Source organism: Salinimicrobium tongyeongense, assembly GCF_026109735.1.
Classification (GTDB): Bacteria; Bacteroidota; Bacteroidia; order Flavobacteriales; family Flavobacteriaceae; genus Salinimicrobium; species Salinimicrobium tongyeongense.
Genome location: NZ_CP069620.1, coordinates 2,155,868 through 2,169,263 on the forward strand (window position 1 = coordinate 2,155,868; position 13,396 = coordinate 2,169,263).

The 13,396-nt window shown below is 42.9% G+C and carries 14 protein-coding genes; 7 read left to right on the forward strand and 7 right to left on the reverse strand.

The window, feature by feature from the left end; genetic code table 11:
• Positions 1 to 38: 38 nt before the first annotated feature.
• From rodA to purH, 6 genes are read right to left on the reverse strand one after another with little or no spacing between them, the layout of a single operon-like run.
• Complete coding sequence (gene rodA, locus JRG66_RS09585) at positions 39 to 1,289, reverse strand: rod shape-determining protein RodA (protein WP_265162551.1); 1,251 nt, start codon at positions 1,287 to 1,289, stop codon at positions 39 to 41.
• Positions 1,290 to 1,291: 2 nt separating this feature from the next.
• Complete coding sequence (gene mrdA, locus JRG66_RS09590) at positions 1,292 to 3,160, reverse strand: penicillin-binding protein 2 (protein ID WP_265162553.1); 1,869 nt, start codon at positions 3,158 to 3,160, stop codon at positions 1,292 to 1,294.
• The gene (locus JRG66_RS09595) at positions 3,157 to 3,663 is read right to left on the reverse strand and encodes a rod shape-determining protein MreD (RefSeq protein WP_265162554.1); all 507 of its coding nucleotides are present in this window, start codon (positions 3,661 to 3,663) and stop codon (positions 3,157 to 3,159) included. The genes mrdA and JRG66_RS09595 overlap by 4 nt, the downstream gene beginning before the upstream one ends.
• On the reverse strand, positions 3,656 to 4,483 hold the full coding sequence (mreC, locus tag JRG66_RS09600) for a rod shape-determining protein MreC (RefSeq protein WP_265162556.1): 828 nt from the start codon (positions 4,481 to 4,483) through the stop codon (positions 3,656 to 3,658). The genes JRG66_RS09595 and mreC overlap by 8 nt, the downstream gene beginning before the upstream one ends.
• Before the next feature lie 9 nt (positions 4,484 to 4,492).
• Complete coding sequence (locus JRG66_RS09605; RefSeq protein ID WP_097055686.1) at positions 4,493 to 5,521, reverse strand: rod shape-determining protein; 1,029 nt, start codon at positions 5,519 to 5,521, stop codon at positions 4,493 to 4,495.
• Between the two features lie 39 nt (positions 5,522 to 5,560).
• On the reverse strand, positions 5,561 to 7,087 hold the full coding sequence (gene purH / locus JRG66_RS09610; protein WP_265162557.1) for a bifunctional phosphoribosylaminoimidazolecarboxamide formyltransferase/IMP cyclohydrolase: 1,527 nt from the start codon (positions 7,085 to 7,087) through the stop codon (positions 5,561 to 5,563).
• A gap of 147 nt (positions 7,088 to 7,234) precedes the next feature.
• Between purH and JRG66_RS09615 the strand changes: the two genes are divergently transcribed.
• The 4 genes from JRG66_RS09615 to JRG66_RS09630 all read left to right on the forward strand — a co-directional run bounded on the left by JRG66_RS09615 (position 7,235) and on the right by JRG66_RS09630 (position 11,316).
• Entirely contained in the window at positions 7,235 to 8,488 is a 1,254-nt protein-coding gene (locus JRG66_RS09615) for an ABC transporter permease (RefSeq protein ID WP_265162558.1), read from the forward strand.
• Between the two features lie 77 nt (positions 8,489 to 8,565).
• Positions 8,566 to 9,882: a serine hydrolase domain-containing protein gene (locus tag JRG66_RS09620; protein WP_265162559.1), complete on the forward strand. Its 1,317-nt coding sequence runs from the start codon at positions 8,566 to 8,568 to the stop codon at positions 9,880 to 9,882.
• Positions 9,883 to 10,096: 214 nt separating this feature from the next.
• Positions 10,097 to 10,498: a helix-turn-helix domain-containing protein gene (locus JRG66_RS09625; protein WP_265162560.1), complete on the forward strand. Its 402-nt coding sequence runs from the start codon at positions 10,097 to 10,099 to the stop codon at positions 10,496 to 10,498.
• Entirely contained in the window at positions 10,486 to 11,316 is an 831-nt protein-coding gene (locus tag JRG66_RS09630) for an IS3 family transposase (protein WP_265165389.1), read from the forward strand. The genes JRG66_RS09625 and JRG66_RS09630 overlap by 13 nt, the downstream gene beginning before the upstream one ends.
• 111 nt (positions 11,317 to 11,427) lie before the next feature.
• On the opposite strand, the gene JRG66_RS09635 is transcribed toward JRG66_RS09630, so the two are convergent.
• Complete coding sequence (locus JRG66_RS09635; protein WP_265162561.1) at positions 11,428 to 11,883, reverse strand: XrtF-associated fRMsr-like GAF protein; 456 nt, start codon at positions 11,881 to 11,883, stop codon at positions 11,428 to 11,430.
• Between the two features lie 87 nt (positions 11,884 to 11,970).
• Here JRG66_RS09635 and xrtF point away from each other — a divergent pair, with 87 nt between their 5' ends.
• From xrtF to JRG66_RS09650, 3 genes are read left to right on the forward strand one after another with little or no spacing between them, the layout of a single operon-like run.
• On the forward strand, positions 11,971 to 12,528 hold the full coding sequence (gene xrtF / locus JRG66_RS09640; RefSeq protein WP_265162562.1) for an exosortase family protein XrtF: 558 nt from the start codon (positions 11,971 to 11,973) through the stop codon (positions 12,526 to 12,528).
• Positions 12,512 to 12,949: an exosortase F system-associated membrane protein gene (locus JRG66_RS09645; RefSeq protein WP_265162563.1), complete on the forward strand. Its 438-nt coding sequence runs from the start codon at positions 12,512 to 12,514 to the stop codon at positions 12,947 to 12,949. Before xrtF ends, JRG66_RS09645 begins: the two co-directional genes overlap by 17 nt.
• Before the next feature lie 43 nt (positions 12,950 to 12,992).
• Complete coding sequence (locus JRG66_RS09650) at positions 12,993 to 13,391, forward strand: HYC_CC_PP family protein (RefSeq protein ID WP_443096476.1); 399 nt, start codon at positions 12,993 to 12,995, stop codon at positions 13,389 to 13,391.
• Positions 13,392 to 13,396 lie beyond the last annotated feature (5 nt).

The window sequence follows — 13,396 nt, forward strand, 5'->3', positions numbered from 1 at the left end:
TTAAACTATCGCCTTGCGACTCCCAACTATCAGTTAAATTACCAAAAAGACATCCGGTCAGAATCCAGTTTGAGGAAGATGAAGAGCAGGATGGTGAAACCCCATAATCCCGATCCCCCGTAGCTAAAGAATGGCAGCGGGATCCCCACAGTGGGAAAAACGCCAATCACCATTCCTATATTGACAAAGAAGTGCATAAAAAGGATCCCGGCCACACTGTAGCCATACACCCGGTTGAACTGGGATTTCTGCCTTTCGGCCAGGTGGATAATGCGCAGGATCAAAAAGATGAATAACAGGATTACCACAGAGCTTCCTACAAATCCCCATTCTTCGCCAACAGTACTAAAAATGTAGTCGGTATGCTGTTCAGGCACAAAATTTCCTTTGGTTTGTGTGCCTTCGGTCCATCCTTTTCCAAACCAGCTACCACTGCCAATGGCAATTTCACTTTGGTTGGTGTTATAGCCTATTCCGCGGTTGTCAACCTCTTTGCCAAGAACGATGTTGAAGCGGTCTCGGTGGCGTTGTTCAAAAATATTTTCAAAGATATAATCTACAGAAAAAGACAGGGCAACAGCTACAGCCAAAAGGCTTATGGAAGTTAATGCTCCTGCAATTCTCTTTTTCTTTAAAAAGAACAGCAAAAGCACGAGCACTGCTGCTCCAGCCGAGACCCATACGGGGCCAAATAAGAGCGTGGTAACAAAAACAACCACCCCAAGAACCACTACAATTAAATACCCTCCAGAAAGCCCTTCCCTGTACAGCGGAAAGAAAAATGCAGCGTATACCATGGCGCTTCCGGCATCGGGCTGCAGCAGAATGATAAAAGCCGGCAGGGCAATAATGATAAAGGCTTTAAATTGATGGGTAAGGCTGGTAATATTGGTTTGAATATCACTGATGAATTTTGACAGCGCCAGGGCCGTACCTACTTTGGCAAACTCGGCAGGCTGTATGGAGAAACTTCCGAAGGTATACCAGGAAGTTGCGCCATTAATCGTTGTTCCGAAGAGAAAGAGTCCGCTAATAGACAGCAGAGAGATCATGTAAATCACACTCGAAAAACGCTCGTAGAACTTGGCTTCTAAAGAAAGGAGAATTACGATTAGCAGGACGCTAAGAAGTATCCACAGCATCTGTTTTCCGTAGATCTGGCTAAGGTCAAAAAAAGAGCTGGCCGTATCATCGAGAGATGCCGAGTAGATGTTAACCCAGCCTATGGTTACCAATAAAAAATAAACAAGTATAGAAAGCCAGTCAAACTGGGAAATAGTTTTGGGCATAATTACTGGTTAATTCTAAATGGTTCCCCGCTTAAAGGTTTTTCATATTCTTCTTCAAGGCTGTGGGTAAGTATCCATTCTTCCATGTCTTTACGGGTAATCTCACCCTTGATATATTTTTCGATCATTAAGCCGGCGATACGCCCTGCATAACGCCCTCCCCAATATCCGTTTTCCACGAACACGGCCAAAGCTATCTTGGGGTTATCTACAGGGGCAAAGGCAACAAAGATAGAATGGTCTGTAAGCTGTACCCTTTTTCCGTCTATCCTGGTGAAGTTTTCGGCTGTTCCTGTTTTTCCGGCGATCTCTATGCCGGGAATCTGAAGTGAAGCTGCCGTCCCCGATTTGTACACCTGGTGCATTCCTTCTACCACAGGCTCAAAATGTCGCGGATCTATAGTGGTGACTTTCTTCTGGGTGAACTCCTTTTCTTTAATGGGATTTCCTTCAATTTCTTTTAGAACATGAGGGGTGTAGAACCATCCGCGATTGGCAATGGCGGCGGTCATATTTGCCAGTTGAATGGGGGTCATAAGAACTTCCCCCTGGCCTATGGCATTAGAAAGGGTTGCGGTAGAAAACCACTTATAGGTGGGATAATCGTAAATCCTGTTGTAGTATTCTGAAGTAGGGATCTTGCCCGGCCTTCCGGTAGAAAGGTCGGAACCCAGATAATCCCCCAGCCCGAAACTCTTAAGGTGGTTTGCCCAAACATCTACGCCTTCCTGCGGGGTAGGGTATTTTTCAACGATCCTTCGGTAAACATTTGCAAAATACGCGTTACAGGACTGAGCAATCCCCGGGATCATATTCAGCGGGCTCGCATGGGCATGGCAACCCATTTTTCGGCCTCTTCCGTAGAAATACCCTCCATGGCATGAGAAACTTTCCTGGGTAGTTACAACGCCTTCCTGTAATGCGATTAAGGCGTTAATGGTCTTGAAAGGGGACCCGGGGGGATACTCGGCTAACAGGCCTCTGTCAAACAAGGGCTTCGAAATGGAATCTAGCCAGAGCTTTGTAAAATTCTCAGACCTCTTACGCCCCACCAGGTTGGCCGGGTCGTAATTTGGAGCTGTTACCAGGGCCAGGATCTCGCCGGTAGCAGGTTCGATAGCCACAATACCGCCTCTTTTGTTCTCCATGAGAAGCTCCCCGTATTTTTGTAATTCGGCGTCAATGGTAATGGTAATGTCTTTTCCCTTTTTTGGAAGGGTGTCGTAAATGCCTTCCTTGTAAGGGCCTATGTCCCGGTTAAAACGGTCTTTCTGAATATATTTTACTCCTTTAACCCCGCGTAAGAGTTCTTCGTAGTAACCTTCAACGCCCTGCCGGCCAATAAGGTCTCCCGAGAGGTAGTAAGGGTTCTCGTTTACAATGCGCTGGTTTACTTCAGCTATATATCCAAGCACATTGGCGCCATGTTCGGTATAATAATCCCTTAATGACCGCTTCTGAATATAAAAGCCTTCATACTTCCGCATTTTTTCAGCGAGATAAGCGTATTCACTTTTTGTGAGCTGCGGAATCACCACCGAAGGCAGGCGGGGAGAATAGATCTTAGCCTTATCAAGCCTTTCAACAAGTTGTTCTGTGGTAATACTTAAAATATTGCACAGCTCGGTAGTATCAAAAGGTTTCAGGTTACGTGGAATCACCATCACATCGTAAGACGGCTGATTGGATACCAGCAGTTCCCCATTGCGGTCGAAAATAAATCCGCGCTGCGGATAATCATAGACGACTTTGATGGCGTTGTTCTCTGAAAGCCCTACAAAAGAGTCGTCCATTACCTGCAGGTAAAAAAGCCTGGCCAGGAAAATGATTCCGGAAGTAATGACTATTATGTAGAGTAAAACTTTTCTCATCTTGATTTTTTACTGAATAAAGCGAGCGTTAGGAAAACCAGGATTACGGTAAACGCTGCCGAAAAGACTGTTTTCTTAAGTAGCAACAATAAGTGTGCAAAATTGAAAAATTCCAATAAAAACAATACAAAATGATGCACGAGCACAATGATGAGTACATAACTTATTCTTGAGCCGGGCTGGGTGCTGGAGAATTTGATGGTTTGATAATCATAGCTCACCCCAAAGGAGAAGCGAAGAATAGCAGGGCGAATGTAGGCAGCAACCACACAGGCTGCAGCATTTATGCCGCCGCTGTCTTCAAAAATATCTACACCCCAACCTAAAAGGAAACTCAAAAAGATGAAAAGGGTTTGATTGCCATTGAACGGGTACAACAGGATGAACAGTACGTACAGGTAGGGGTTTATATAACCCAGAAAATTGATATTGTTCAACAACAGCACCTGGAGCAATAACAGCACTATAAAACGCAGGGCATTGTTGAAAATGACACTATTCATCTTTAGAAAGATTTTGCAGTTCTCTTATTTCAGCCTGGCTGGTGTTCTCAATGATATAAACATAACCAATATTGGTCATGTCATTAAACAATTCTATATCAATGTTGTAATAGCTTTCGCTTTGATCCAGCGAAAAGTTCTTAATGGCACCAATGGGCAGGCCTTTGGGGAAAATTAGCGACCGTCCTCCGGTAATTATGGTGTCCCCTTCGGCTATGGGTGCTACAGAGGGCACATCTATGAGCTGAACAACATTGGGGTCATCGCCATTCCACACCAGGGTCCCAAAATGGTTCGACTGTTTTAGCTGTGCGTTGATGCGTGAATTTGAATTAAGTATGGAGATCACTGTGGAATAGTTTGGGGAAACATTCTCCACTATTCCCACAATCCCTTTGCTGGTCACCACTCCCATATCCCTTTCAATTCCGTTGCGGCTTCCGCTTTTTATGGTGAGGTAGTTGTCTACCTTGGCGTAGTTGTTATTGATCACTTCTGAAGCCCTGAAGATATAATCGGCATCAAAGCTGCTGGTATCGCGGTAGGTGCTAATTTCCAGAGAATCTTCAAAGGTGGCCAGGCGGGTGCGCAGGCGCTCATTTTCTTCAAGCAGCCGCAGGTTGTACTCTTCCAGGTAAAAGTAGCTGTTGATGTTACTGGTCCAGCTATAGATCCCTCCGCTCAAAAAGTTGGCAGAACTAATGAATTTACTTTTCTGGTAGGAGTGGGACTGTATGGTTAAAAACAGGGAAAAGGTGAGCAGCAATAAGAATAAAATATTGTTCTTATTGCGAATAAGAAAATTAATTATTTGCTGCATAAGCTACTCCTACTTTATCAGGATCCCCTTGTATCGATGAAGGGTCTTCAGGCAAATACCCGTTCCGCGAACAACTGCCCGTAAAGGATCTTCGGCGATATACACCGGAAGATCGGTCTTTTGCGATAATCTCTTGTCCAGCCCGCGCAGCATAGATCCCCCACCGGCAAGATAGATCCCGGTATTGTAGATGTCGGCTGCGAGTTCGGGAGGAGTCTGGGAGAGCGTCTCCATCACGGCATCCTCAATTCTCAAAATCGACTTGTCCAGGGCTTTGGCGATCTCTCTATATGAGATGTTCACCTGCTTTGGTTTTCCGGTTAAAAGATCCCTTCCCTGTACGTTCATTTCATCTGGCGGTACCTCAAGATCTTCGGTGGCGGCACCAATCTGAATTTTTATTTTTTCCGCAGTACGCTCACCTACATAAAGGTTGTGCTGCGTGCGCATGTAATACACTATATCATTGGTGAACACGTCTCCGGCTATCTTGACCGATTTGTCGCACACAATTCCTCCAAGGGCGATCACGGCAATTTCAGTGGTTCCACCTCCTATGTCCACAATCATATTTCCCTTTGGCTGCATGATGTCAACCCCAATTCCTATAGCTGCGGCCATAGGTTCGTGTATCAGGTACACCTCTTTCCCGTTTACCCTTTCTGCACTCTCTTTTACCGCCCGCATCTCCACTTCAGTAATGCCCGATGGGATACAAATCACCATTCTTAGAGCAGGAGTGAACATTTTCTTCTTTAAGGCCGGGATCTCTTTGATGAACATGGTGAGCATCTTTTCAGAGGCATCAAAATCGGCAATTACCCCGTCCTTGAGGGGGCGAATAGTTTTAATATTCTCATGCGTTTTCCCCTGCATCATCGCAGCTTCTTTTCCTACGGCTATGATCTTTCCGGTAGTGCGGTGACGGGCCACGATAGAAGGACTGTCAACCACAACCTTATCATTATGAATAATAAGTGTGTTCGCAGTTCCTAAATCTATAGCAATTTCTTCAGTGAGAAAATCGAAAAATCCCATGTTAAGTCAATTAGTTGAGGTTCGGTAAATGTAATAAAATTAATGTTTAAAATGCCTCGTGCCGGTCATTACCATAGCGAGATTATTCTCGTTGCAGTAATCTATACTTAGCTGATCCTTAATTGATCCGCCGGGTTGAATAACGGCAGTGATCCCTGCTTTATCTGCAATCTCCACGCAATCGGGGAACGGGAAAAAAGCATCGCTGGCCATTACTGCGCCTTGCAGGTCAAATTCAAAAGAATTAGCTTTTTCAATGCTCTGTCTCAACGCATCAACCCTCGATGTTTGCCCGGTGCCGCTAGCCAGTAACTGGTTATTCTTTACCAGAACGATAGTATTTGATTTGGTGTGCTTGCAAATTTTGGAGGCAAACAACAGGTCATTTAACTCCTGCTGTGAAGGTTTATTGTTGGTAACGTACGTTAAATCTTCTGCGGAATCTGTTTTTGAATCCTTATCCTGAACCAAAATTCCGTTCAGGCAGGTGCGTACCTGCTTCTGCGGAAGTTCGGTTTCTTTCTGAACAAGTAGTACCCTGTTCTTCTTTCCTTTTAATATTTCCAAAGCTTCTTCGGAATAACCAGGGGCAATCACCACTTCACAAAACAGCTCATGTATCTCTTCGGCAGTAGCCTTGTCTATTTCTGTGTTGGCAATAAGAATTCCTCCAAAAGCCGAAACAGGGTCTCCCGCCAAAGCATCTTTGTAAGCATCGAGCAGGGTTTCCCGCTGCGCCAGTCCGCAGGCATTATTGTGCTTTAAAATGGCAAAAGTGGGGGCTTCATTTTGAAATTCATTCATCAAATTTACAGCCGCATCTACATCCAGTAAATTGTTGTACGATAACTCCTTGCCGTGCAGCTTGTCAAACATGGCCGAAAATTCTCCGTAAAAATGCCCTTTTTGATGGGGATTCTCCCCGTATCTTAATTCGAGTCCGCCGTTGAAGCTCTCTTTATAAGTCTGCTCTTCGTTATTCAGATAATTGAAGATGGCAGTGTCGTAATGAGAAGACACGTTAAATGCCTTTGCGGCAAATCTTTTGCGGTCATTCAGGCTTGTCTGGCCTTTTCCTTCAGAAATAATTCCTAAAAATTCGGAATAACTGTCTACTGAAGGTACACAAATCACATCTTTATAATTCTTGGCAGCTGCCCTTATTAAAGAAATGCCGCCAATATCAATTTTTTCAATGATCTCTTCTTCCGAAGCATTTGAAGCCACCGTTTTTTCAAACGGGTAGAGGTCTACAATCACAATGTCTATCTGTGGGATTTCATACTGCTCCAGTTCGGCTTTATCCTGTTCGTTTTCACTGCGGTTAAGAATACCTCCAAAAACTTTTGGGTGCAGCGTTTTTACACGCCCGCCAAGAATGGAAGGATAGGAAGTAATATCCTCTACCGGCACTACATTTACTCCCAGTTCTTTAATAAATTTTTCGGTTCCTCCTGTAGAGTAGATGGTGACACCCAGCTCGTTAAGCTTTTTTACAACAGGTTCAAGTCCTTCTTTGCTGAAGACAGAAATAAGTGCAGATTTGGCCGATTTTAGGTCGCTCATTGTGTTGGTTTTGTTGAGGTTGCAAAAGTAATTATTTCAATATAAAATAAAGAGGCTGCCGCGCTTATTTAAATAATTATTTTGTAACGAATTTTTAAAGCCGGCGTCTTATGTGTTGCAGGTTTCTAATTATACAGAAAAAGTACCATGTTAATATATCTAAGGGTTCTTAAAGAGAGTTTTTTTTTCGCCATTAACGCTCTTAAAAACAACAAGCTGCGAACCATGTTATCCCTTTTGGGGGTCACCATAGGGATCTTCTCCATCATAGCGGTACTTGCGGCGGTAGATTCCCTGGAGAAAGAGATTAAGGGCAGTCTTAGCGCGTTAGATAACCGCACCATGATCCTTACCCGCTTTTCTTTTGGCCCTACCGAAGTGCCACAGTGGAAAAGGGAACAGTTCCCCGATGTGAGTTACGAAGAATACGAATATTTGAGCCGCAGTGTACCCGATGTTTCGGCTATGTCTTACGTGCTTAACGTTCCTTCCGAGAACATTAAGTACAGCGACAAAACTGCCTCCGATGTGGGGATAGCGGCTGTCTCTGCCGAATATTACGACATTGAAGCCCTGCAAATTGAAGAAGGCCGGTTTTTTAACATGGCCGAATCTGTAAGCGGAACTCCCGTAATTGTACTGGGGCATGATGTGTATGAAAATCTCTTCGGAAGCCGCAATGCCCTTGGCGAACAGGTGAGGCTTTACGGAAGAAAATTTACGGTGATTGGTGTGCTCGAAAAACAGGGGGCAAGCCTTTTTGGGGGCAGCCATGATACCAACGTTTTTGTGCCGGTGAACGTGGTGAGAAGGATCTACGGCGGAAGTAACCGCGGGACCTTTCCGCAAATCGTCATAAAACCCGATCCCGAGGCCGACACCAATGAAATCATTGCCTACATTTCTCAACAACTCCGCAATTTTAGAGGCTTGAGGCGAGACGATATCAACAACTTCTTCGTGAACCAACTCGAAGGCTTTACCGATCTCATAGATAATATGACCGGGCAACTCAATTTCTTCGGACTCATCATCAGCGGATTTTCACTTCTGGTGGGAGGCTTTGGAATTGCAAACATCATGTTTGTGAGTGTCAAAGAACGCACCAACCTCATCGGGATTCAGAAGTCATTGGGGGCCAAAAACAAATTCATCCTCTTCCAGTTCCTGTTTGAAGCCGTGATCCTGGCAGTAATTGGTGGGCTTATCGGGCTGTTCCTGGTCTGGCTCGCATCTCTCGTAGTTTCGCAATTTACCGGCAGCTTTGAATTCATCCTTTCTACCTGGAATATGTTTATAGGTACGGCGGTATCGGCAGTTATTGGGCTTATTTCGGGGATCGTTCCTGCAATTTCAGCCTCAAAACTTGATCCGGTAGAAGCCATTAGAACGGGAATGTAACTCCAAGCTTACTTGTATAACATAATACTATTTTATATATATTTGGTTTGGCAATCAATACTTTAAAAACCATGTACATGAAAAAAATATTTACAGTACTGGCTTTAACCTGTTCCCTCTATGCAGTAGCCCAGGACTTTGAAAGGCAAAAAATGGACAGCCTCTTTAAGCTTGTCGAAAAGTACAATAAAGGGATGGGCAGCTTTGCAATTCACAAACAAGGAGAACCTGTCTACACGAACACCATTGGCTACAGCGATATATCAAAAGGAACTAAAGCCAACGCCCATACAAAATACCGCATTGGATCAATTTCAAAGACTTTTACAGCAGCTATGATCCTGCAACTGGTTGAAGAAGGAAAACTCTCACTGGATACCCGGCTCTCAAAGTTTTATCCTGAAATTCCTAATGCCGAAAGTATCAGTATAGAAGACCTTTTGCGGCACCAAAGCGGGCTTTTCAATTTTACCAGTGAAGATGCTTACCTCGATTATATGGAAGAGCCAAAGTCAAAAAAGGAGCTTCTCGCAATATTTAAAGCCCAGGAGCCGGTTTTTGAGCCCGGTGAGAAAAACGATTATTCCAATACAAATTACGTGTTGCTTTCCTTTATACTTGAAGATGTAGACGGAAAGAATTACGCCCAAATCCTGAAAAATCGAATTACCCAACCGCTCAATCTCGAAAACACCTACTACGGAAGAAAAATCGATTCCGGTAATGCTGAAGCTTATTCTTATCAGAAAAAGAAGGACTGGCAACCCGCTACAGAAACCCATTTGAGCATTCCGTTGGGAGCGGGCGGCATAGTGTCTACGCCTTCAGACCTCAATACATTCTTTACTGCGCTCTTCGAAGGAAAAGTTTTAAAACCCGAAACTTTTGAAAAGATGAAAAGCCTCAAAAATGGCTTCGGAATGGGGCTTTTCAGCTATCCGTTCAACGACAAAAAGCTTTACGGGCACACCGGCGGCATAGACGGGTTCAACTCCATGAGTACATATTACCCTCAAGAAGAACTTGCCGTGACTTATATTTCTAATGGCACCGACCTGTCTCCAAACGATATTCTTATTGGTGCGCTTAGTATTTATTGGGGTTTGGATTATACTTTACCTTCTTTTGAGCCAGGCATTGAAGTTTCCCGGGAAAAACTTGAAGAGTATGTGGGAACCTATGGAAGTGAAACCTTTCCGCTGGAAGTAAAAATCTTTATTGAAGATGAAACGCTTATGGGGCAGGCTACCGGCCAGCCTTCTTTTCCTCTTGAAGCCTACGACGAAAATAAATTCCAGTTCACCCGCGCCGCACTTAAACTGGAGTTCAACCCTGAAGCCGGTAAACTGACCTTATTCCAGGGGGGCGGCGCTTATGAATTAACCCGGAAGTAAAAAAGGAAACCATACAACAAGGGGTGCCAAAAATAGAGTGCCCCCAAAAAGTTAGACACTTATTGGGGGCATTTTTTATGGATAAAAGAGTAAAGTATGACTATAAATTTAAAAGGACTATAGTCTTAGAAGTTATCAAGAAGGGATTATCGTGTTATTCAGTAGGTAACAAGCATGGTCTACAGGTAACAAGCATGGTCTACGTAAGTCATTAGTGCAAAAATGGGTTAGGTTTTATAAGGCTCACGGTGCTAAAGGATTACGACCTATTAGAAATAAATATTCAGAAAAATTTAAGGCGAGAGTAGTTCTGGAGATGAAAGAGAAATCTCTATCTTACCAAGAAACTTGTGTGCTCTTCAAGATTCCAACCGAGGAAACCTTTAAGCGATGGTTGAAGATTTATGAAGAGAAAGGGCCAGAAGGTTTATCAATAGAAAAACGAGGAAAACCTAAATCTATGCCTAGAAAGCCTAAAAAACCTATGACCCGAGAGGAGCAACTTTTGGATGAGTTAGCTGATCTTAAAGCAGAAAATGCTTATCTAAAAAAGCTTCATGCCTTAGTTCAATCAGAAAAAGAGAAAGAAGAAAAACGCAAATCATCCAGGAATTAAGGCAAGAGCATGCGCTAGAAAAACTACTAAAGCATGCCGGGATGGCACGTAGTACCTTTTACTATCACTTAAAGGCCAGTAAACAGGATAAGTATGAGGTTCTTCGTAAAGAAATCAGATCTATATATGATCTACACAAGGGACGCTATGGGTACAGGAGAATCCAGTTAACTCTGAAGAACAAAGGCTATGTAGTGAATCACAAGACTGTGTTTAAGCTCATGCAGGAGCTAGGGATCAGCAGTTTGATAAGGGTCAAGAAATATACTTCCTACAGAGGAAACCAAGGGAAAATAGCGGCTAACTTGTTAAAGCAAAATTTTAAAGCCGATAGACCTAACCTAAAATGGGCAACTGATGTTACAGAGTTCAAAGTCAAAGACAAAAAGCTTTATTTATCACCTATTATAGATCTCTTCAATGGAGAAGTCCTAAGCTTTACCATCTCTGAGAGACCTAATTTTAAACAGGTAATGGATATGATTAATAAGTGTAGCAAACAGGAAAAACAGGGGCTTATTCTTCATTCTGACCAAGGATGGCAGTATCAAATGAAGCAATATCAAAAGACCCTACAGAAAAAGAACATCACCCAAAGCATGTCGAGAAAAGGAAACTGTTTAGACAATGCCGTGGCAGAAAACTTCTTTGGAACTCTAAAATCTGAGCTGTATTACCTAAATCAATATAACACTGTAGATCAACTAAAGCAGGATATAAAAGATTATATAAAATACTACAATTATGACAGAATAAGACTAAACCTAAATGGAATGAGCCCGATACAATATCGAGCTCACGTAGAAAATTTAATCTAATTATAAACCGTCCAACTTTTGGGGGCTAGTCCAAAAATGTCATTTTTGGCACCCCTTGTTTTTGAAATAATTTAAAGCTCTCCTCTGCTTAAGGTGGGGCCGGGGAGAGGATTAGATGATCTCCGCTACTTTTTCATTCACAAATTCAAGGAAACGTTCATCTTCTTCAGTAAAAGGATCGGGAACGTTTGAATCTATATCAATTTGGCCAATGTTTTCTCCATTTTTAAATAATGGCACTACAATTTCAGCTTTTACGTGAATACTGCAGGCAATATAATTGTCCTGTGCAGAAACATCGGGCACTACAAAGTTCTTGTTAGATACGGCAACCTGTCCGCAGATGCCTTTTCCGAAGGGAATAATGGTATGATCTGTAGGTTCTCCGGCAAAAGGGCCTAATTTTAATTCATTTTTGTCCCCGTTCTTGAAATAGAATCCTACCCAGGTGTAATAATCTACTTCAGCTTTTAAATGTTCGCACACTTTAGAGAGCCGCTCTTCAACCTGAACTTTATCATTCGCAAGGATTTCAGTAACCTCCTGTTTTAATCTTTCTAATGCCATTGTTTACTTTTTAAGCAAAAGTATTTAAAAAAACAGCTTTTTAAATAGGTATAAATAAATACTTTTGATGAAACCATTGGCTAAATTTTGCGACAACTCCTTCAAAGATACGCGCCGGTAATTCGGTTCATTTTTACCTTTTTAGGCGTATACCTGCTGTTGGCTTTGCTGTACAACCTGTACCTCCATAACTTTTATTCCCCTGCCTATTACCCCGATTTTCTTACACACCTTGTAGCCTTGCAAAGTGAGGCTGTGGTGTCGGCTTTTGGATATATCACGCAGGTGGTGCCGGGTTATCCCGAGGCAAACATGCACCTTTTTGTGAACGGCAAATTTGTGGCCCGAATTATAGAAGGCTGTAATGCGGCAAGTATAATCATTCTTTTTGTCTCCTTTATGGTCGCCTTTTCGGGTAAATGGAAAAGCACGTTTTTCTTTAGCCTTGGGGGCGCCGTAATGATTTATGTAACAAATGTGCTTAGAATTGCTCTAATGGCTATAGGTATTTATGAATATCCGGGCTATGCCCATTTTTTGCACTCCATAGCTTTTCCGCTGGTGATTTACGGGGTGGTTTTCCTGCTCTGGGTGCTTTGGATCATTATTTACACTAAAGAAATTAAGCATGAAAGGAGTCACTAAAATTATAATCATCCTGGGGCTTGTAGGGGTACTGGCCATGATAAGGCTCTACGAGTACCGTTTCTTTTACGACCCTTTTATGTACTTTTTTGAAAAAGCCTACCAGAGTGGTGATACTATAGATTACAGTTTCCAGATGTTCTTCAATGTTTTTCTCAGGTTTTTTCTGAATACGCTTGTTTCACTTTTAATTTTGTGGGTAGCCTTCAGGAGTTGGGGGATCATAAAGTTTTCAGCACTTATTTATGCGGCATTTCTGGTGGTGCTTTTTCCCATTTTTGTATACCTCATGCACCATGTTGAGCCGGGGCAGTATCTCGCTGCCTTTTACGTGCGGCGTTTTTTGGCGCACCCGCTGTTGATCCTCATCTTGTTGCCCGCTTTTTATTACAATAGGTTGAGCAGGAACCTCAAAGACTGAGGAAATATTTTCATAATTAAATTTTTACTAAATTTGCCTCTTTATGAAGCAGTTTTTTCAAAATATAACTTCTTTCACAATGGCATTTTTAGTGCTGTTCTCTACCGTTTCTTTTACGGTGGACAAGCATTTTTGTGGAGAAATTCTGGTTGACCAGGCTGTTTTTTCTGAAGCAAAGTCCTGCGGAATGCACGGCGATATGCCTGCTTCTTCTGAAGATGACTGCTGCGATGAAGAGAAGGTAATTGTTGAAGGACAGAAGGAGCTAAAAATTTCTTTTGATGATCTTGACCTGGAACAACAGGTGTTTCTTGCCTCCTTCAGCTGGTCTTATCTCAATCTTTTTGAAGGAGAAGCTCAGGCCGAAACTCCTTTTTTCCACTACAAACCTCCCCTGCTCGTCTACGATATACACCTGCTTGACGAGACTTTTCTTATTTGATATTT